Source organism: Saccharopolyspora endophytica, assembly GCF_018070075.1.
Lineage (GTDB): Bacteria > Actinomycetota > Actinomycetes > Mycobacteriales > Pseudonocardiaceae > Saccharopolyspora > Saccharopolyspora endophytica.
On sequence record NZ_JAGPXE010000002.1, the window covers coordinates 372,122 to 391,676 of the forward strand.

Annotated in this window: 16 protein-coding genes and 1 pseudogene; 7 read left to right on the plus strand and 10 right to left on the minus strand. The window is 68.2% G+C overall.

Features of this window, described 5'->3' with window-relative positions; all coding sequences use genetic code 11:
• Positions 1–130: 130 nt before the first annotated feature.
• The 4 genes and pseudogenes from KBO27_RS05830 to KBO27_RS05845 all read left to right on the plus strand — a co-directional run bounded on the left by KBO27_RS05830 (position 131) and on the right by KBO27_RS05845 (position 7,178).
• Entirely contained in the window at positions 131–2,980 is a 2,850-nt protein-coding gene (locus KBO27_RS05830; RefSeq protein ID WP_246536453.1) for an ATP-binding protein, read from the plus strand.
• On the plus strand, positions 2,977–5,790 hold the full coding sequence (locus KBO27_RS05835) for a helix-turn-helix transcriptional regulator (RefSeq protein WP_210968905.1): 2,814 nt from the start codon (positions 2,977–2,979) through the stop codon (positions 5,788–5,790). Before KBO27_RS05830 ends, KBO27_RS05835 begins: the two co-directional genes overlap by 4 nt.
• A 55-nt stretch (positions 5,791–5,845) precedes the next feature.
• A pseudogene (locus KBO27_RS05840) lies at positions 5,846–6,574 on the plus strand (ATP-binding protein); the annotation flags it as partial.
• A 460-nt stretch (positions 6,575–7,034) separates the two neighbouring features.
• Entirely contained in the window at positions 7,035–7,178 is a 144-nt protein-coding gene (locus tag KBO27_RS05845) for a hypothetical protein (protein WP_210968906.1), read from the plus strand.
• A 29-nt stretch (positions 7,179–7,207) separates the two neighbouring features.
• Here the strand turns inward: KBO27_RS05845 and KBO27_RS05850 are convergent, their stop codons facing one another.
• Positions 7,208–7,567 carry a DUF397 domain-containing protein gene (locus tag KBO27_RS05850; protein WP_210968907.1) on the minus strand — a complete coding sequence of 120 codons (360 nt, stop codon included), beginning with the start codon at positions 7,565–7,567 and terminating at the stop codon, positions 7,208–7,210.
• Between the two features lies 1 nt (position 7,568).
• Positions 7,569–8,507, minus strand: a complete 939-nt coding sequence (locus KBO27_RS05855; protein WP_307870258.1) for a helix-turn-helix domain-containing protein — start codon at positions 8,505–8,507, stop codon at positions 7,569–7,571.
• Positions 8,508–8,652: 145 nt separating this feature from the next.
• Here KBO27_RS05855 and KBO27_RS05860 point away from each other — a divergent pair, with 145 nt between their 5' ends.
• The gene (locus tag KBO27_RS05860; RefSeq protein ID WP_246536327.1) at positions 8,653–8,979 is read left to right on the plus strand and encodes a hypothetical protein; all 327 of its coding nucleotides are present in this window, start codon (positions 8,653–8,655) and stop codon (positions 8,977–8,979) included.
• A gap of 10 nt (positions 8,980–8,989) precedes the next feature.
• Here KBO27_RS05860 and KBO27_RS05865 read toward each other — a convergent pair whose 3' ends face one another.
• The 4 genes from KBO27_RS05865 to KBO27_RS05880 all read right to left on the minus strand — a co-directional run bounded on the left by KBO27_RS05865 (position 8,990) and on the right by KBO27_RS05880 (position 12,378).
• Positions 8,990–9,892, minus strand: coding sequence for an alpha/beta hydrolase (locus KBO27_RS05865; protein ID WP_210968908.1), 903 nt, complete (start codon positions 9,890–9,892; stop codon positions 8,990–8,992).
• Between the two features lie 232 nt (positions 9,893–10,124).
• A complete protein-coding gene (locus KBO27_RS05870; protein ID WP_210968909.1) occupies positions 10,125–10,709 on the minus strand; it encodes a hypothetical protein in 585 nt (194 codons plus the stop codon).
• 26 nt (positions 10,710–10,735) lie between these two features.
• A complete protein-coding gene (locus tag KBO27_RS34515; protein WP_210968910.1) occupies positions 10,736–11,650 on the minus strand; it encodes an EndoU domain-containing protein in 915 nt (304 codons plus the stop codon).
• A gap of 140 nt (positions 11,651–11,790) precedes the next feature.
• Positions 11,791–12,378 carry a TetR/AcrR family transcriptional regulator gene (locus tag KBO27_RS05880; RefSeq protein WP_210968911.1) on the minus strand — a complete coding sequence of 196 codons (588 nt, stop codon included), beginning with the start codon at positions 12,376–12,378 and terminating at the stop codon, positions 11,791–11,793.
• Between the two features lie 92 nt (positions 12,379–12,470).
• Here KBO27_RS05880 and KBO27_RS05885 point away from each other — a divergent pair, with 92 nt between their 5' ends.
• On the plus strand, positions 12,471–13,544 hold the full coding sequence (locus KBO27_RS05885; RefSeq protein ID WP_210968912.1) for a saccharopine dehydrogenase family protein: 1,074 nt from the start codon (positions 12,471–12,473) through the stop codon (positions 13,542–13,544).
• Between the two features lie 11 nt (positions 13,545–13,555).
• Here KBO27_RS05885 and KBO27_RS05890 read toward each other — a convergent pair whose 3' ends face one another.
• Positions 13,556–14,446, minus strand: a complete 891-nt coding sequence (locus KBO27_RS05890) for a LysR family transcriptional regulator (RefSeq protein WP_210968913.1) — start codon at positions 14,444–14,446, stop codon at positions 13,556–13,558.
• A 44-nt stretch (positions 14,447–14,490) separates the two neighbouring features.
• On the opposite strand from KBO27_RS05890, the gene KBO27_RS05895 reads away from it, so the two are divergent.
• Positions 14,491–15,528 (plus strand): FAD-dependent oxidoreductase, encoded by a 1,038-nt coding sequence (locus KBO27_RS05895; RefSeq protein WP_246536328.1) that lies wholly within the window; start codon positions 14,491–14,493, stop codon positions 15,526–15,528.
• A gap of 27 nt (positions 15,529–15,555) precedes the next feature.
• Here KBO27_RS05895 and KBO27_RS05900 read toward each other — a convergent pair whose 3' ends face one another.
• The 3 genes from KBO27_RS05900 to fucP form a co-directional block, all read right to left on the minus strand.
• Positions 15,556–16,446, minus strand: a complete 891-nt coding sequence (locus tag KBO27_RS05900) for a GNAT family N-acetyltransferase (protein ID WP_210968914.1) — start codon at positions 16,444–16,446, stop codon at positions 15,556–15,558.
• Positions 16,447–16,588: 142 nt separating this feature from the next.
• The gene (locus KBO27_RS05905) at positions 16,589–17,788 is read right to left on the minus strand and encodes a cation:proton antiporter (RefSeq protein WP_210968915.1); all 1,200 of its coding nucleotides are present in this window, start codon (positions 17,786–17,788) and stop codon (positions 16,589–16,591) included.
• A gap of 196 nt (positions 17,789–17,984) precedes the next feature.
• The gene (gene fucP, locus KBO27_RS05910; protein ID WP_307870259.1) at positions 17,985–19,391 is read right to left on the minus strand and encodes an L-fucose:H+ symporter permease; all 1,407 of its coding nucleotides are present in this window, start codon (positions 19,389–19,391) and stop codon (positions 17,985–17,987) included.
• Between the last annotated feature and the right edge of the window lie 164 nt (positions 19,392–19,555).

The window sequence follows — 19,555 nt, forward strand, 5'->3', positions numbered from 1 at the left end:
TGGTGAACTTCTGCCCAGGTCTACTGGCGGATGTACCTGTGAGCGCGGCTGGAAATCCCTGGTCAGATTGTGTGAGTCGGGGTGAGTTGGGTTGCGGGGTGACGTAGATGGCGCCGGGTGGATCCAGCCCTTGGTCGGCCGGTCCCGCGAGTGCGCCGCACTCGCGGACGGTCTCGCGGAGGCTCGTTCCGGTCGTGCGCGATGCGTGGTCGTCCGAGGAGCGAGCGGAGCGGGCAAGACGCGCCTGCTGAGCGGAGTCCGGCAGCACGAATGGGCGCGCGGCTGCACCGTTCTGCGAGCGCGCTGCTCCGAAGTGGACTCCCCGTCCGACTTCCACGCCGTGCGGATGCTGTTCGCACCGCTGGAGCTCGGCGCCGACGACGTCGCCGACCCGGCGGTTCCGGTGCTCTTCCCTGCGCTGTCGCCCGAGATCCGGCCCGCCGCCGACTACGCGGTGCTGTCGGGCCTGCACTCCCTGGCGGCGGACCTGATGTCCAGCGCTGCGCTGGTGCTCGTCGTGGACGACGCCCACCGGTGCGACGAAGGTTCGTTGCGCTGGCTGGACTTCTTGCTCCGAAGAGCCGACGACCTACCGCTGCTGGTCGTGCTCGGCTACCGCTGCGACGCACTGGGAGGCGCCGCGCAGGCGGCCATGTCCGGCATCGTCGCCCAGCGCGCCACGACCGTGATCGAGTTGGGTCCGCTGACCCGGGCCGACGTCGGCGAGGTCGTGGCGGCGGTCTTCCCGGAGCGGTCGGACGGCCGATTCGTCGACGCCTGCGCGCGAGTTTCCGGTGGGAACCCGGGCCTGCTCCACCGCTTGCTCGACGACCTCGTCCGGGCCGGGGTCCGGCCGGATTCGGAGGGCGCCGCCGCCGTCGAGGAAATGGGGCGGGAGGTGCTGGCCGACTCGGTGCTGAGCCGGCTGGCCGGGCAACCCGAGCGGGTCGGCAGGGTCGCCGCCGCGATGGCGCTTCTCGGTCCCGCCGCTGGGACGGAATCCGTGGCCGCGCTGGCCGGTGTGACCCGGTGGCAGGTCGCCGAAGCGCTCGGCGTGCTGCGCCGGTGTGACGTCGTGGCGGCTTCCGGCGCCGACTTCGTGCACGACACCGTTCGCTCCGCGGTGCTCGACGCCCTGCCGATGTCCGAAGCGGACCGGCTGCGGGCTGCGCGGATCCTCAACGACGCAGGGCGGCCCGCCGTCGAGGTCGCGGACCACCTGCTGTCGCTGTCCGAGCTGAACCAGACGTGGATGGCCGGGGTGCTGCGCGACGCCGCGGCCCTGTCGGAGCAGCAGGGGGCACCCCAGACCGCCGTGCGGTACCTGCGGCGAGTGCTCGACGTCGAGGCTTCCGAACCTCAGCGCATCCGAGTCCGGGCCGACCTCGGCAGGGTGCTCGCGCAGCTCGACCCGTACGCGGCCCTGCCGATCCTGCGGGAGCTGCTGAACAAGGTCACCGACCCCGACGTGTACGTCTCGCTCGTCCTGAGCTTCTCGATGACCGCGGTCACCGCGCAACGCCATCCGGAAGCGGTCCGGGTGCTCGGCGAGGTGCTGGCGATGCTGTCGACCAAGACCGGGTGGGACGTCTCCCCGGCGCATCGCGAGCTGTGCCTGGCCGTCGAGTCGATGCTGCTGATCATCGGTGCGGGCGAGAGGTCGACCTTCGGCCTCGTGCGGGACCGGATCGAGGAGCGTCCGCTCCCGGCCGGCAGCACACCCGGGGAGCGCCGGATGCTCGCCGCCACCTCCTACGTGCGCTCGTTGCGGGGCGAGCCCTCGGGACAGGTGGTCGAGCAAGCGCGGGCGGCCCTGAGCTTCCAGGCCAGCGACGCCGACCCGTGGAGCGAGCGGTGCTCGCTGTTCGCCCTGCACCTGGCCGACGTCACCGACGACCTGCTGCCCGCGGCCCAGCGCTCGGTGGAGATGGTCAAGAACATGGGCGCGCGCTGGGACTACTCGTACTCGCTGTCCTGCTACGCCCGAGTTCTGCTGCACCTCGGCGATGTCCGGGAGGCCGCCGCCGAGGCGCAGACGGCCGCCGAGATCTGCGCGCAGACGAGCGGCGCCGATTCCACCGCCGCGCAGTTCACCGCGTGGGCCAGCACGCTGGTCGAGCAGGGCCACGTCGAGCGGGCCGATGAGGTGCTCGACCGGATCGACCGGGACTGGTTCTCCGAAGCCTCCCTCGAATGGCACTACTTCCTGCACACCAGGGCGCGGGTCCGCTGGATCCAGGGAAATCCGGCCGCAGCCTTGGACCTGCTGCTGCGGTGCGGGGAGAGCATGACCGACGTCGGCATCGGCAACCCCGTCTTCGTGCCGTGGCGCACGGACGCGGCCTACCTGCTGGCGGGTCTCGGACGCCGTGCGGAGGCAGCGGAGCTGGTCGAGCGCGACGGGGAAGCGGCGCAGCGCTGGGGCACCGCGAGGGCCATCGGGCGTCAGCTGATGGCGCGCGGAGCGATCGCCGAGGACGCTGCGCACGCCGTCGAGTGGCTGACCGAGGCCGTCGAGGTCCTCTCCGGCTCGCCCGCGTGGCTGGAGGAGGCGCGAGCGCAGCGCCGGCTCGGTGCCGCGCTGCTGCGCATCGAGGACGTCAGAGGTGCCCGCAAGCACCTGCGCCGCGCGATGGACCTGGCCACGCTCTGCGGTTCCCGGCCCATCGCGGAGAGCGCGCGGGCGCTGGCGGTGACCGCCGGGGGCCGGGTGGGGCAGCAGCTGCGCTCGCCGGTCGACCTGCTCACCGGCAGCGAGCAGCGGGTCGCGACGATGGCCGCCGCCGGTGCCAGCAACAGGGAGATCGCCGAGACGCTGTTCGTCACGCTGCGCACCGTCGAAACGCACCTCACCAACGCCTACCGCAAGTTGCGCGTGTCCCGGCGGGCGGATCTGGCCACCGCGCTCGGTGGTTCCCGAACGCGGTTGCAGCAGCACGAGCACGAGGTGGAAGCGGCACCGCTCGCCGGAAGACGATGACCACGACCCAGGGGGTGACGGTGCAGACCACCGGGACACACGTGCCGACCGGTTCCGCACCGGGCCTGGGACGCTCACGGCTGCTCGAACGGGAGCACGAGCTCGACGCCGTCGACGAGGCGCTGCTCGCCACCCGGTCCGGCACCGGATCGCTGCTGGTCATCAGCGGTCCGCTGGGTATCGGGAAGTCGGAGCTGCTGAGCGCCTGCGCGCAGCGCGGTCGTCAGGTCGGGCTGCGCGCGCTGCACGCCCGCTGCGCCCCGCAGGAGCGCGATTTCGAGTTCGGCGTGGTGCGGCAGCTGCTGGGACCGGCGGGCAACGCCCCCTCCCCGGAGACCGTCGGACTCGGTCAGCACGATCTGGTGGTTCGGCGCGACGTGCTGCCGGCCATCGTCGGGATGAGCGCCGAGCAGCCGCTGCTGATCCTGGTCGACGACCTGCACGGGGCCGACACCGCGTCGCTGACGTGCCTGAGCCACCTGGGCGGGCGGCTCGCCGGTCTGCCGGTCACGATCGCGGTGACCGTGCTGGACGGCGATCCCGGGGCCGAGCACCCCCTGGTCCGGGAGATCAGCGACGCGGCGGCGCGCGTGCTGAGACCGGGCCGGCTGTCGGCCGGCGCGGTGCGAACGCTGGTGCGCCGCGAGTTCGGCGAGCGGGTCGACGAGGAGTTCGTGACCGCGTGCCGGGACAAGTCGGCGGGCAATCCGCTGATGCTGACGTCGATCCTGTCCGAGGTGAAGGCCGCGGGACGGCGCCCGACCACGACCGCGCTGGAGGCGGTGCGGGCCTCAGGGCTGCGGGAGCGGCTGGTCTCCTGCCTGAGCGTCCAGCCTCCCGCGGTGCACCGGCTGATCCGGACCACGGCGGTGCTGAGGGAGAGCGCCGACACCGAGTTGGTGGGCAGGGCCGCCGGACTCGACGAGGAGCAGCACGTGGAAGCCGTGCGGGTGGTGCGCAGGCTGGGGTTGCTGAACTCCGAATCCTGCCTCGGGCCCGCGGGTTTCGCCGTGCGCGCCGCCGTCGAGGAGCTGACGGCCGTCGAAGAACCCGAGGAAGTGCACCTGCGCGCGGCGAAGCTGCTCCACGACCAGGGCCACTCGGCGCGGGAGGTGGCCAGGTACCTGGTCGAGATGGCGGCACCGGCGGACGACTGGGCGCTGCGCGTGCTCCGCGACGCCGCGGAGGCCGAGTTGGAGCTGGGCGCACCGGAGACGGCCGCGTCCTACCTGCGTCGAGCGCTCCTGGACAGCGCACCGGACGGTGAGGAGCGCGCGGCGCTGCTGGTCGAGCTCGCCACCGCGGAACGGGCTTTCGACCCCTCGGCCTCGGTTCGCCACGTGTCCCAATCGGTGTCGATGCTCGCCTCGACCGAGGAGCGCGCGGCGGCGCTGTCGCGGCTGTCGCCGATGATGCTGGCCACGTCTCCCGCGCCCATCACCGAGATGGTCCGGGAAGTGGTCCGGGACTTCGGTTCGCAGCAGGAGCTCTCCTCGGCGGATCGGGTGCTGCGCGTGGAGGCTCGGCGGCGCTACCTCATGATCGAGGACCCGATGGGGATCGCCGACAACGTTCGCCGGCTGCGCGAGCTGGGACCGAACCCGCCGCTGGAGAGCGCGGCGCAACGCGAGCTGCTGTCGGTGCTGCTCTACGCGGCGACGGTGACCGCGGAGATCGGCTCCTCGGAGGTGGCGCGCCTGGCCCACCGCGTCCTGGAGCGGGAACCGGCCCGCACCGAGCACGTCCACACCGGGCTGTCGCTGCTGGCGAACGTGCTCATCGGTGCCGATGCGCCCGGTGACCTGCCGTCGTGGCTGGACCGCGCTCGGCAGCAGCGCCAGGAGGACGTCGTGGCGCGGACGTTGCTGTGCACCGAGAAGGGCCTGGTCCTGATGTCCGCGGGACGGCTGGACGAGGCGCTGTCGGTGATGCGCGAGGCGATCGAGCTGGGCGGATTGGGTTGGGAGCACGGCAACTCCGGGACGCTGCTCACGGTCGCCTTCCTGGCGCTGGAGACCGGTGACCGCGACCTGACCGATCGAGTGCTGGAACGTGGCGTCGTGCCGGGCAACAACGTGTGCGTCACGGCGGCGATGCGGTTGCTGAAGGGCTCGGTGGCCACCGACAGCCGCGAGCTCGGCCCGGCGCTGCAGCGCATCCTCGATCTCGGCCAGCAGCTGGACCGCTGGGGGATGCGGAACCCCGCCCTGTGCCCGTGGCGAGGCCTGGCCGCGAAGATGCACCACCGGCTCGGCGAGGTCGACGAGGCGCACCTGCTGATCGAGCAGGAGTACGAGCTCGCGCGGAACTGGGGTGCCCCGGTGGCGATCGGCCGGGCCCTGCGGCGCTACGCCGCGCTCAGCGACAAGGGCGAGGACCTCCGGTTGCTGCGGGAGGCGATCTCGGTGCTGAAGGAGTCCGCCAACCGGATCGAACTGGCCCGAGCGCACCTGCTGTTCGGGCGGCGGCTGCGCGAAGCCGGTCGGTCGGGAGCGGACAGGCACCTCCGGGAAGCTCGCGGCATCGCCATCGAGTGCGGGGTGCAGCGGTTGATCGACCGCGCCACCGCCGAGCTGGGCGTGCCGGCGTCGTCGGTCCCGGCGAGGGGACCGCTGCTGACGCCTTCGGAGCACCAGGTGGCGATGCTGGCCCGCAGCGGTCGCACGAACGAGGAGATCGCCCGCGAAGCGCGGATCACCTCCCGCACGGTCGAGAAGCACCTGACGAAGATCTACCGGAAGCTGGGCGTCGGTGGCAGGGCGGAGCTGGCGGACGCGCTCGCCCCGCCGCACGACCCGGCTTCGTCCTGATAGCGGAAAAATCATGCCGCATCACCGCGTGATGCGGCGATCTGAGAGGAGTTCGGTGAGCGCACAGGTGGAAACCCACGAGTTCCAGGCCGAAGCGCAGCAGTTGTTGCAGTTGATGGTCCACTCGATCTACTCGAACAAGGACGTCTTCCTCCGGGAGCTGGTCTCCAACGCCGCGGACGCCCTGGACAAGCTGCGGTTGGAGGCCTTCGTCGACAAGGACCTGCAGGTCGACACCTCCGACCTGCACGTCCGGATCGAGGTGGACCGCGAGCAGCGGACGCTGACGGTGCGGGACAACGGCATCGGGATGTCGCGCGCCGAGGTCGTGGAGCTGATCGGCACCATCGCGAAGTCGGGAACGGCCGAGCTGCTGGCCAAGGCGCGCGAGTCCCAGGAGTCCGGGTCGGCGGAGCTCATCGGGCAGTTCGGCGTCGGTTTCTACTCCAGCTTCATGGTGGCCGACCAGGTCAGCCTGGTGACCCGTCGCGCGGGTGAGGACGAGGCCACGCGCTGGGAATCCGACGGGAGCGGCACCTACACCGTGGAGACCCTGCCGGAAGCACCGCAGGGCACCGCGGTCACCCTGCGGCTCAGGCCGGAAGAGGCTGATGACGGCCTCTTCGACTACTCCTCCGAGCACAAGATCCGCGAGCTCGTCCAGCGGTACTCCGACTTCATCACCTGGCCGGTCCGGATGGAGGTGGAGCGCTCCGGCGACGACGGCGGCACCGAGCGCGCGATCGAGACCCTCAACTCGATGAAGGCGCTGTGGGCGACTTCGCCCGCAGCATCGCGTATCGGACATCCGCACCACGACCATCGGTGGGCACCGTGCTACGGCAATCAGGTACTCGGGTGCGCAGTTTGCGCTGATCAACCTGGTGGCGGCGTGCCTGTTTCTGTTCATGGCATTCATTTCCTGGGACTATGCTCACGCTGGTGGGGACGCGTTCGCGCCAGGAATCCCCATGTTTTTCACAGGCCTCGTCGCGTTGTTCTTCGCCAGCTTCTTCGTCGTAGCGCTCGGCAGAATTCGTCGAGGCCGCATTATCCTTGCGGCAGACGGGATCTATCAAGAAGGTAGGTCCTTCGAGTCCTTTCTCCCGTGGGATTCGTTTGTCGGAATCAAAGCTGGCTACAACGGCACACGCGAAGTGCTCGTCGTTGCGTACAGCAACGCGTCTTGGCGAAAGCGCCAGCTCGCAGGACCGTGGAAGCTCGACAAACTTCCCCCAGTTCCGATGATTGAGATCGACACCTTTCACTTGGCTGTTGATCCCACGCTCGTCTACCACCTCGTGCGGTTCTATGTCGAAAATCCTCACGCGCGGGAGGAGCTCGGCACGGAAACCGTCATGCGACGTGTGCAGGAGCAGTCCTTCTGAATCCCCTTGCTGACGGCTGACGTACGGGTTCAGCGGACAGTGGTGGTGTGGTCGGTAAGGAAGCTGAATTCGCCGTCCGAGGCTCCTGCTACGAAGGCTGTCCATTCGGCCTCATCGAAGTGGAGTTGGACTGGGGCGGTCAGCGATTTCACGATTGTGTCGGTGCCCGATCTGTTGATCTCTGCGGTGCGGTTCGGGGTGGATAAGTTTCCGCGGGCTTCTTCGATGAAGGCTTGCCAGGCCAGGCGGGAGAACTCGATCGTGCCTGCTTCGGGATGCTTGCTGTGGCGGATGACCACGCCGTCAGTGGTGGGCGCGACCTCGACGCACTTCTCACCGTTGCTGCTGCGGCTGGATGTCCGCCACGCGAGGTTGTGGGCGGTCGTCATGTCAGTCCTCCGAACTTGTGCCCAGGGCGGCGATGCGCGCTGCGATGGCCTCGGCGGAATCGGACACCGATAGCGCCGCGGCGCACAGCCGATCAACGGAGAGATTGTACGCAGCGACCTGATCTTGGTCCTGGATGTAGATCGCACCAGTGGGGTACTCGATGTAGCCGATGCTCTGGGCTTCTTCGAAGTCCAGCAGCAGGAAATCTCCGTCGAGCCCGTCGTGCACCGGCACGCTGACCGGCATCACGTGAATCTCCACGTTGTCGAGGTGCATCAGTTCAAGCAGGTGTTCCAGTTGCGCGCGCATGATCGCGTGGGAGCCGACGATTCGATCGAGGGCGTATTCCTCGATGACGGCGCGGATGTGCAGCGGTCGCACACCGTCGGTGAGTCGCTGCCTTGCCATTCGAGCGCGAACGACCTGCTGGGCGTCCATCGGCGGGACTCGAAGGTTGTTGTGCAGCAGAGCGGCTGCGTATCCAGGAGTCTGGAGTTGACCTGGCAGAACCAGCGATCCGTAGTTGGACTCCGTGGTGGCGAGGCCTTCCAGGCCGACGAAGGTCTTGAACCAGTTCGGCAGGACGTCGTCGAACGGCGCCCACCAGGTGTTCTGGTCAGCGCGCGCTGCCAGGGAGGACATGCGGTCGACGTGTTCCACGTCAGCGCCGTAGGCCCGCAGCAGGGCGGTGACTTGGTCCGGCTTCTGCTGCGTCTTGCCGGTTTCCAAGTAATTGATCTTCGCCTGGCTGCAGCCCAGAACTTTCCCGGCTTCGACCTGCTTGAAGCCGGAGCGTTCGCGAGCCGCACGCAGGTCATGGCCGATCAGGAAGCGCAGCGCTGATGGATCTGAGCGGTGATCGACCACTGAAGTCCCTCCGAGCCTGAATCTGATTGCGGACAGTGTTGCATCGCGCACCGACGGTGTTTGCAGGTCCACCCGTTCGAGATATGGATACCTGTATATATGCAAGATAGGTTTCCGGATACGCCGTTCGGGCAAGGGCGGCATCACTTTCCGGGATGCTCGTGAAGGAGAAATCTTGGCAATCGCATCAACGAGGCCGGCATCGTCACCCGACTCGATGGCGCACCCGCTGGACGCGCTCGTCCCCGATCCCACGGGCAAGCCCCCGCTGTGCGGCGAGTCCCTCTTTCAGGAGCTGCTGGAAGGCCTCGTCACGGACGAAGCTCCTCAGCTGTTCGCGATCGCGCAGGAATACGGTGAACGCGTCGACTGCCGGATCGCCGCCTGGGGACTGGCTTTCGCGAACCACGCCGAAGTCGTCTCCGTGCAAGGCGGCCTGCGGGTGCGGCTGGCCGAACCGGAAGATGCCCTCTGCTGCTTCAACATGGGAAGTTTCGTCCGCGCGCACCTCGTGTGGCACAACTCGGCTGGACTCAGCGAGTGATGCTCGGGCGTCAGAGATTCGTCGTGTAGAAGTCGGTGAGGCGGTTGATGGCGGCGTCGACGTACTCGGGTTCGTCGTACATCTCGTAGTGGCCGGCGCCTTCGACCACCATGAGGTCGACCGGGTTGGGCGCGAGCTCCCACAGCCGCATCCCGGACTCGTAGGAGCCGGTGTTGCCCTTGCGGCCGGCGAGGATGACCTGCAGCGGTTGGGTCATCAGCTGGTCGACCAGGTGGTACGCGTCGTAGCCCAGCAGTAGTGAGTCGCCGCGGGCGAGGCGGCGGTTGGTCGAGTGCTGGTTGTGGCCCCGTTCGGTGCGGTAGTAGGTGATCGCCTGGGTGGTGTCGATATCGGTCACCCCTGCTGCCGCAGCGTCTTCCAGCGTGTCGGGCAGCCAGTTCGCGCGCGTCAGCTCGCCGCTGCGGGTCTCCTCGATGCGCGCCGCGGCCATCGCGTCGAGCGCGGCCGCCGGGCCGTCCGGCTGGAAGCTGCGGAACGAGGTGCCCATGTTGCCCGGCACGACCACGCCGACCGCCTTGATGCGGTGATCGGTGCGCGCGGTGTGCACGGCATAGCCGCCACCAGCGCAGATGCCCAGCACGCCGATGCGTTCCGCGTCGATGCCGGGGAACGTGCTGAGCGCGTCGATCGCGTACGAGATGTCCTCGCCGCGCCGATAGGGATCTTCGAGGTCGCGCGGCTCACCGCCGCTCTGCCCCTGATGCGCGGGATCGAACACCAGGGCCGCGATGCCCCGGGACGCCAACCGCGACGCGTAGTTCGCACCGATCTGCTCCTTGACGCTGCTACCGGGCGTGGAGAGCACCACCGCGCGCAGCGGCGCCTCGTCGGGCAGGTGGAGGTGGGCGGCGAGCTCGATCGGCCCACGCGGAATCGAAACGTGCTCAAGCACCTGACAACGCCTTTCGCCCATGACCAACGCGGTTGGTCGCTCCTCAGGTCAAACATAGCCCGCTTCAACCAAGTCGAGGTCGACATTCACGACGACGTAGTAAGCGAGCACCGTGCTAGTGAAACTCCGGCCTTGATGGCGCCCGGGATCAAGGCATGCAAGTCAGGCGAGTCCGACGACCCAAGAACGGCTGCGGATCGCAGACTCTCAACGACTCCGCACGCGTACTTGCTCAAGCTACGTTCAGCGAAGAAAGAGTGTTGTCCCGATCGCGGATGTATGCCAGATCGCTGACAGCGGCCGGGCGGAACCAGTTCAGCAGGGCGGCGAGCGCATCTCGTTCGGCAGGAGTCACGGGAATCTGCCGAACAACGAGGCTTGCAGACAACTCATTGATCAGAATTCCCCACTCGCCGACATTGCTCAGAGTCCGGTATTCCTCCAGCCGGTTGGCTGGGAGGCGATTGGCGAGCAGCTCCAGCAGGGCTTGTGCATCCGCGCTGAGCCCGCGGAGCTCTTCTTGCGTGATGGCCTGTGACTGCGCGGCCACCTGAATAGCAGCGAGTGTCTCATCACGGTTGTCGAGGTACTCGTGATCGCCGGCGGGAACCTCGTTCAGCAATCGAGCCAAGGCCATCTTCTCGGCTGGGGTGACCACGGTGCCGCGACCGATCAGCATCTTGCACAATTCGTTGAGCAACGTCGCCGATTCGCCTGCCTCGCCCAGCGCACGGTAGGAATCCAGTCGCCGCTTGGGGAGACGATCGGCGAGCTGTTCCAACAGGGCTCGGACCGCGTCGTTCAGCTTGAAGTCCATGGACGTTCCGTCTCCACTCACTCGTCTCAGGGTACCGGGTGCGGGTTGCCAGACCCATCGTTGCGAACGACGCCCTCACCACGAACCGGGAACCCAGTCTTGACCTGCCCTTCTGGGCTCACGTAGCCCTCGATCTGGACACCGTCCCTGGTGCCGCTGACCTTGTAGTTCCCGCTATCGGAGAGCGTTGGTGGGCTGTCCGGGTTCTTAGCTACGTCTTCGACGGAATCGAGGATCTTCGTGTCATCCCAGGACTCGGGGAACTCGGTCTTGTTGGGGATGCCCGTGCCGTAGAAATGGCCCCCAGAACCGTCGGCGCCGCCGTCGAGGATGTGGATCCCGTCGAGCTCAGGGACATGAATGTCCGCTGGGTTTGGCGGGTCGCCCGCGACGTTGTCCCACGCGGTGGCCTCCGGCGTTTGGCTCGACAAGTCATCGCTGTCGTCAGTGCCGATGGGGTCAACTGCGTCATCGCCCGCGGCTTCGTAGGCCATCCCTGCCATCGAGGCGCCTACCATGCCGACGCCGGTGGCAACTCCCGCGGCGGATGCAACACCGAGTGGGCCGCCAGCCACAACGCCGACTCCGGTTGCATCGAGCAAGCCGCTCGCGGTTACACCGGCAGCGCTGACGGTGGTGAGTGCCGCGCCGGCTGCCGCGCCGAGGACTATTTCTGGATGGTTGATCGCGGCGTTTCCGAATGACGCGAGAGCGTTGAGGGCATGAGCCCCAGCGTTACCGACTGCGCTCGCGGCTTGCTCCGGCCAACCAGGCTCTTCAGGTGCTCGATCGCGAGCAGCAGCAACGGCATCGGCTGCGATTTCGCCTGCTGATTCCAGCTGATTCCGTGCTCGGTCGAGGATGTCCTGTGCGGCTTTTCTCGTGGCTTCGCCGGGATCCGCGAACGGGGTCGGGGGAGCGTCTGGCGGAGCTTGCTTCACCGCTGATCCGCCCTGTTGGACGAAATGATCGAGGACGGCGCGTCGCTGACGGGTGCCTTTTCCTACTTGTCGCCCAATTGGATCAAGCGGGAACCTCCGGGTGTCAGGGCATGCGTGTGATCAGGCGAGTTCCTCGGGCACTAGCTTCCGGGATCGGGGGAGTAGCTGCTGACGACTTCGCGCAGGGATTCGAGGGATTCGAGGACGAAGGCGTACAGCGTGCGGTCGTCGTCCTCGCCGAGCCAGTGCTCGATCGCTGTGAAGAGCGCGAGCACGCCGACCTCGGCGTGCAGGGTGGCGGTCGTGGTGTCGTGGCCGCGCCTGGTGAGTTCTCGCGCGAAGGTGTCGCGCACCGCGGCGCGCTTCTGCAGGTTCCGCTCCAGCAGGCCGGAATCGGACTGGATGATGGCGCTTCGCCGACGCAGATCGTCCTTCCGACCCTCGAAGTGGTTGCGGGTCGTGTGCTCCAAGCCGTGCAGGATCAACGCGGCGGCGGACAGGGTGGCAGGAGCCTCCATCAGGTGGCGTTCGACCTGCTCTGACGAGGCCTCGGCGTTGCCGAAGAGCGCTTCGCGCTTGTCGGCGAAGTGCCGGAAGAACGTCCGTGTCGTGAGGCCTGCGCGGGCGGCGATCTGCGGCACGGTCGTCGGGGTGAAACCCTGCTCTTCGAAAAGCTCCAGGGCAGCGCGTTCCAGTCGTTCCCGCGCGTGGGGCTGCCATCTGCTCACCCGCTCAGAGTACTGATGACACGTCATGTCATCGAGGTGTAGCGTGATGACATGCCATGTCATCACTGGGTCGAGTCGATCGGGGGCGTGTGATGGAGAGCAAGGTCTGGGTGCTGGGTGGCACCGGGCGTGCCGGTCGGGAGGTCGCCGCGCAGCTGGTCGAGCGGGGTGTGCACCCGGTGCTCGTCGGTCGCAACGCCGCACGCCTGGCGGAGGTCGCGGCCCGAGTCCCCGGCGCCACGACGGTCGCCGCTGCTTCCACCGACGAGATGGCGGAGCGAATCCGGCATGAGCGGCCTGACGTCGTGATCAACACGGTAGGGCCCTTCGCCGAGACTGCGCTGCCGCTGGTGCGGGCGTGTCTGCCCACGACCCACTACGTCGACTTGGCCAACGACGTCGACGCCCTCTCCGCGTTGCTCGACCTGGGGGAGGAGGCCGCAGCTGCGGACCGCACGCTCGTCAGCGGAGCCGGCTTCGGCGTGGCGGCGACCGAGAGCGTCGTGGTCAAGCTCTGCGAAGGACGGCCACCGGCAGCCGATGTCCGCGTGGACATGCTGCCGTCCTTGGGGATGGAGGACGGACAGGTCGGGGAGGCCCTGGCGGCGACGCTCGTCGACGGTCTGGCCTCACCGGGTCGCAGTCGGGGTGGACTGGCCGCGCCTCGGCTCGGCGACCAACCCATGACCCTCACCCTGCCGGACGGTTCCCAGGTGAAGACGGCGGGTCTGCCGCTCGGCGAACTCGTCGCCGCCCACCGCGCGAGCGGGGCGCCGTCGGTGATCTCCGCGTCGAGCGAGGCGCCCACGTCGCCGACGGTCCGCGCCGTCCTGCCCTTGGGCGTCGCGCTGCTGAGGATCCACGCGGTCAGGAGCTTCGCCAAACGTCGTCTCGCCCAGGTGCGCGTGAAGGCTCGTGAGCGCCCGCGCGAGCACTCGTGGGGTCACGCCCGGGTCCGATGGGCTGACGGCAGCACGCGGGAGGGCTGGCTGAGAACCGGAGATGCCCAGATCTTCACCGGCGCCCTCGCCGCCGAGGTGGCGAAGCGCTTGGCGGCCGGTGAGGGACGCCCCGGCGCCTACACCCCGGCGGCCCTCTTCGGCCCCACCCTGGTGGAGAGCTGCGCGGCCGTCCACCTCGCGCCCGGTGAGCTCAACCCGCGCTGATCACCGCGCGTTCAGGTGCCATCAGCAGTCGGCAGCTGCCCGCAGAGGTCGAGGAAGTGGTCGAGCGCGGGGCTGGTCTCGCGGTGGTAGGCCAGGGCCAGGTCGACGGTGGGGCGTGGTGCCGCGAGGTGCTTGAGCCGCACGCCGCGGGTGCGCAGGGAGCGCGCGCGGGGAGCGGGCACCGGTGGGATGCCGGCGTTGTCGGCGACGGCGCGGAGGAGCTGTTCGTCGTCGGGTTCCTCGCGGACGACTCGCGGGGTCGAACCGGGCCAGATCTGGTTGACGATCCGGTCGTACATGCCGGGGGCGTTCTCGCGCGGCCACAGGACGACGGGCTGGTCCTCGACCTGCTCTCGTCGGACCGTGCGCACCGACGCCAGCTCGTGCTCCGCGGGTACGGCCAGCAGCAGTTCCTCGGTGGTCAGCGTGTCGCAGCGCAGGTCGGGCACGTCCAGCGGTGGGCGGACGAACGCGGCGTCCAGCGAGCCGCTGCGCAGGTCGGCGATGTTGCGGGCGGTCCACCCGGTGGTGAGCGCGAGTTCGATGCCCGGGTGGAGCTCGCGGAAGCGGTCGACGAGCTCGGCCGTCACACCGCCCGGAGCCGAGCGCGTGTAGGCGATGCGCAACCGTCCGACCTGGCCCGTGACGGCGTTGCGGATGGCCCGCTCGGCGCGGTCGAGCCGGTCCATGACCTGCCGTGCTTCGGCGACGGCGACCTGACCGACCGGGGTCAGCGCGATCCCGCTCGGCCGGCGGTCGACGAGCTCCGCGCCGAGCTCGCGTTCGAGCAACCGGATCTGCTGGCTGAGCGCGGGCTGGGCGATGTGCAGCGAAGCCGCCGCGCGGGTGAAGCTGCCGTGCTCGGCCAGGTGGACCAGGTAGCGCAGCCGGCGAACCTCCATCCAGCCACTATAAGCGCTCTTTATGGGCGCATACCAATCGGATCTTGGACAACGGCCTGCTGGACGACGTGGACTGGGCGAGTTCGTGTCGTCGTGGAGAGCGGGGCAAGGTGGAGGAGTTCGACGTCGTGGTGGTCGGTGGCGGCATCGTGGGGATGACCTGCGCCGTCGAGTTGCGCCGGCGCGGTGCGCGGGTTGGCGTGGTGACCGCTGACGAACCCGCGAGGACGACGTCGTGGCTCGCCGCCGCGGTCTGGTACCCGGTCGGCATCGGCGGCAGCGAACGCGCCTTGACCTTCGCGCAGGACAGCTTCGACGTCTTCGCCGAGCAGGCGGAACGGGGAGTGCCCGGGGTGCGCATGATCGGCACCCGCATGCTGCACCGGCGCCCGCTGCCCGCCGACCCGTGGTGGTCCACGGCCGTGCCCGGGTTCGCGACCGAGGACGCCGACGACCCGTTCACCGGCGCCTGGCGGTTCTCCGTGCCGATGGTGGAGGTTCCGACGTACCTGCCGTGGCTCCACGCGCAGGCGGTGGAACTCGGCGTCGAAGTGCGCACCAAGAAGCTGGCATCGCTGGCGGAGCTCACCGACCACGCGCGCGTCGTGGTCAACGCGACCGGACTGGCGTCCCGCACGCTGTGCGGGGACACGACCGTGCAGCCCGTGCGCGGGCAGGTCATCCGGGCGTCGAACCCCGGACTCGCGGTCTCGGTGCGCGACGAGCACAACCCCGGCGGGCACACCTACGTCCACCCCCGCCGCAACGACGTGATCATCGGAGGCACCTTCGAGCCCGGCAAGATCGACACCGCTCCCGACCCCGACACGGCGGAGGCGCTGTGGTCACGCGCGACCGAACTCGTCCCCGAACTGCGCCGAGCCCGCGTCCTGGAACACCACGCCGGCCTGCGCCCGGCCCGTGAAGACGGCCCGCGCGTCGAACTCGACCGGCACCTGATCCCCGGCCGAACGGTCGTGCACAACTACGGCCACGGCGGCGCGGGCATCACCCTGTCCTGGGGAAGCGCCCGGGAAACCGCCGACCTCATCGCCCAGGTGTCGAGCTGTGCAACGGTGTGATCGGTTTCGTTGGCTGCGCACGAGGACCTAGTACAAGATCGACGGCAAATAGGCTCCTGAAGGCTCGTTGTAGAGCCCGATCGTCATCAGCGTTGTCACCATGCGGATGCGAAGACCGTGGTCGAGGCACCAACCGACCACCTGGCCATTTCGGGCCGGTAGCAGGAAGCCGGGTTCGCCGAACTCGTTGGCTGCGACGATGAGCGCCCGCAGGCCGTCGTTGGTCTCCGCGACCGAGTGGGTGAAGAACCCCACCCCCGTCGTGTATCCGGTGATGCGCCCGGCGTGCTCCACCACCTGGGCGACGCCTTGGGACAACGCGTCGCGGATCTCTCCCGCACGGTCGTGGCCATGCACTTCGCGGCAGACCCGGTTGCAGTCCGCGAGATCATCGGATGTCGCCGACCGGACGGCGTAGCCGGGCACGGTGCCGCCGATCGGTTCGCCGTGCATGTTCAGCACCGGCTCGCGGATCTGGAACCCGAGCTTGGCGTAGAGGCTCAACGATCGGTTGTGATAAGCCGCCTGCAGAAGCCGTACGCCGGGAAAACGCCGGCTCTCCGACCGCTGCATCACGGCGATCATCAACTGCCGGCCGATTCCCGAGTTCTGCACGCCAGGGGCGATGGTGATGGGGCCGATACCTGCGATGGCCGAACGCTCGTCGAGGAAGTTGCTCCCCACCACCTGCCCCTCGAGTTCCGCTACGACGCCGTAGAAACCCGGGTGCGACAGCAGGCCGCGCAACGCGGTCACGCCCACCTCCGAGGAGGGGAAGTCGGGCGGAAAACCGTGCTCGTGGGCCAGGGCAGCGAAGGCGTCGTAGCAAATTCGACCGCACGTCTCGGCGTCCTCGGGCCTCCCCGCTCGCAGCACGGCTTTCGTCGCGGACCCGGGCGGCACGTGCGTCGTCGACATGGCTACCTCCAGGCCGCGGGCTGATGCGCGCTGTGGCCGCTTCGCGGACGAAGCAACCCCAGTACAAGACACAGCAACCACCCCCAACAGGGGCTTTCGGCTCGAAGAGGCGGCACCACCTGGTGCGCCAGCGCTGCGCTCCTCAGGTGGCGTGCCGGGACAAGCGGCTGGCGACGAGCGGGAACAGGAGTACGGTGACCGCGCCCGCCGAGACCATGACCGAGGCCGTCGTGGTGGTGATGAGCTGGGAGGACGCCGCGATCTGCGTGACCGCGACGATGATGGGCAGCCCGGTGGCCGCGTACAGCCCCAGCGCGACCTGCTCGCGGGTCCCGGTGATGCCCGAACGGGTCGTGGTCCACGCCTCGCGCAGGAACACGGGCAGGCCGCGCACGAGCAGGATCATCGCGATGAAGCCGAGCAGCAGTGGCCACTGCGAGAAGACCGCCGCGATGTCGATGGCCATGCCGCTGGTCACGAAGAACACCGGGATGAGCAGGCTGAACCCCACGATCTCGATCTTGTGCGTGATCTCCTCCGCGTGACCTTGGGCGAACGCCTGCAACACGGCGTTCGACAGCAGACCTGCGGAGAACGCCCCCAAGGCGACGTCCAGTTCGAGCACCGCCGTCAGCAGCATCAAGGTCACCAGCACGAGAACGGTGATCCGCAACGTCGTCTGCATCGTCGTGTTGGAAGCACCCATGACCGCACGTCCGAGCAGCGGCAACCTGCGCAGGATCCGGGCGGGCAGCACCACCACGATCACGGCTGCCGCGGCGAAGGCCAGCAACACCGCGGCAGCCTGCCACGTGCCGCGCGTCGACAGCAGCACCGACATCGCCACGATGGGCAGCAGCTCCCCGTAGGCGCCGTGGGTCATGATCGCGCGCCCCAACGGCGTGCCCGTCCCGCCGGAGTCCTTCAAGATCGGCAGCAACGTGCCCAACGCCGTCGACGTCGAGGCGATCGCCACGACGATCGCGACCTGCAGCTGACCGTGCGTCAACAGCAGCCCGGCCCCGACACCGAGCACGGCGCACCCCACCCACGTGAGCGCCGCGTGCCGACCCTGAGCACCGTGCATGTCCGCCACGCGCACCTCGAACCCCGCGAGCAGGAACAACAACCCCAACCCGAGCTCCCGCAGGAACCCCACAGCATCGGTCTCGGCCGCCAACCTGAGCGCGTGCGGCCCGATCAAGGCCCCGAACACCAACAACCACACCACGTCCGGAACCACCCGCCGAGTGACCAGCGCGAACACAGGCCCCAACGCCGCAGCCAACGCGATCCACCACACCGACAACAGGTCGGTGACCAGCCCGTGCTCCTCACCCATGAGGAGTCACGCTAACGGCGCAAAGCCCCGAACGCCGTCCAGCGGAACCGGCATGCCGAACTCCTGAGCGCGACGACTGGGAACGTCGGGTGACACCTGGACGGATCACCGACTCCGCCTGATCGCCGGTTCCTCAACGACCGCCGCACCCGGTCGACTGAGTGACCAGTCTCCTTCGCGGGCAGCGCGCCGCTGGTCAGGCCCGTTCGTCTGTCACGGCGTGTCGAGCTTGGTCCACGAAGAACACCATGATGGCTGCGAAGCACGCCGCGCCCACGATGAACGACACCTGCAGCGACCCGGTCGCGTCGGACACGAACCCCTGGAGCACCGGGATGACGGCGCCGCCCACGATGGCCATGACCAGGATGGCACCGCCGGTTTCCTGGTGGCGCTTGTCCTCGATGGTGTCCAGGGTGCGCCCGAAGATGGTCGGCCAGCACGGTCCCATGAGCAGGTTCGCGAGGACGACGCCCCACACCGCCCAGTTTCCCGGACCGAACGCGACGAAGACCAGCATCACGGCGCCGATGGCCGTGTACGCGATCAGCACGTGCGAAGCGGAGAACCTGCTCATCAGGAAGTTGGCGGGGAACTTGCCGATGAAGAAGGCGGCGAATCCGAGGATCATGTAGTTCGAGGCCTCGTACTCGTTCATGCCCGGGATCGTTTCCAAGGGGAGGCGGATGGTGAACGACCAGACCGCCGTTTGCAGTCCGACGTAGAGGAACTGCGCTCCGATTCCCTTGAGGAAGAGCTTGTTCGTGGAGAGGTACTTCAGGGTCTCCCCGATCCCTGCTTGTGCAGCTTTCTCAACCCTGGGACGACATTTCGGGTACTCGGTGAGAGCGAACAGGACGAGAAGAACGACGAGAACGGCCAGGATGTACTTGTACGGGAGCAATGTCTGGCCCAGCAGCCGGTCGATGAGCTCCTGGCGCTCCGCGCCTTGCACGGATGCGATCTGCGCTTCGAGCGAGGCGGCGTTGTCGAAGATGAGGTACTTGCCCAGGACGATGCCGGTCAGGTTCCCCAGCGGGGTGAAGGTCTGACTGATGTTCAGCCGCAGCGTGGACGTGCGCCGCGGCCCGAGCATCGAGCTGAACGTGTTGGCGGAGGTCTCCAGGAAGCTCAATCCCACGGCGATCGCGAAGATCGCGACGAGGAAGACGCCGTAGGTGGCCATGTGGGAGGCGGGGAAGAACAGCCCGCAGCCCACGATGTAGAGGACCAGGCCGACCATGACCGCGGCCTTGTACGACGTCCGCTTGATGAACCGCGAAGCGAGGACGGCGATCAGGAAGTAGCCGCCGTAGAAGGCGCTCTGCACGAACGCCGTCGCCGCGTCGCTGAGTTCGAAGACCGACTTGAACTGCGGGATCAGGATGTCGTTGAGCCCGGCTGCGGCGCCCCACATGGGGAAGAGCAACGACAGGAGGATGAACTGGAAGACCGGTGTTCGATCGAGGTATCCGTCATCCGGACCAACGCGCGCCGAACTGCCTCCCCACTCACGCGCATTGCTCTTGATCAGCACTCGCGCAACACTCCCTCGTGTCGAACATCCGAACAACGTCTCCCCGATGATGTTCTCTCGGAGCACTCAACACCACCCGGCTGCATGCCTCGACCCAAGCAGATCCCGGGAGGGGACGGCATCCGTTTGACGTCATGGGACAGCAGATCGACTTTCTGATTTTCGAAGTGGCCGAACATCATGCTGCAGGTCATGCCCTTCGGCCAGCCAGTCGGCCACGGCGGGGTCAT

Coding starts and splice junctions, on each gene's coding strand:
- KBO27_RS05885 (WP_210968912.1), top strand. CDS start 12,471: ATGGAGAGCAAGGTCTGGGTGCTGGGTGGCACCGGGCGTGCCGGTCGG.
- KBO27_RS05905 (WP_210968915.1), bottom strand. CDS start 17,788: ATGGGTGAGGAGCACGGGCTGGTCACCGACCTGTTGTCGGTGTGGTGG.
- KBO27_RS05900 (WP_210968914.1), bottom strand. CDS start 16,446: ATGTCGACGACGCACGTGCCGCCCGGGTCCGCGACGAAAGCCGTGCTG.
- KBO27_RS05850 (WP_210968907.1), bottom strand. CDS start 7,567: ATGACGACCGCCCACAACCTCGCGTGGCGGACATCCAGCCGCAGCAGC.
- KBO27_RS05870 (WP_210968909.1), bottom strand. CDS start 10,709: ATGGACTTCAAGCTGAACGACGCGGTCCGAGCCCTGTTGGAACAGCTC.
- KBO27_RS05845 (WP_210968906.1), top strand. CDS start 7,035: ATGATTGAGATCGACACCTTTCACTTGGCTGTTGATCCCACGCTCGTC.
- KBO27_RS05890 (WP_210968913.1), bottom strand. CDS start 14,446: ATGGAGGTTCGCCGGCTGCGCTACCTGGTCCACCTGGCCGAGCACGGC.
- KBO27_RS05860 (WP_246536327.1), top strand. CDS start 8,653: ATGGCGCACCCGCTGGACGCGCTCGTCCCCGATCCCACGGGCAAGCCC.
- KBO27_RS05835 (WP_210968905.1), top strand. CDS start 2,977: ATGACCACGACCCAGGGGGTGACGGTGCAGACCACCGGGACACACGTG.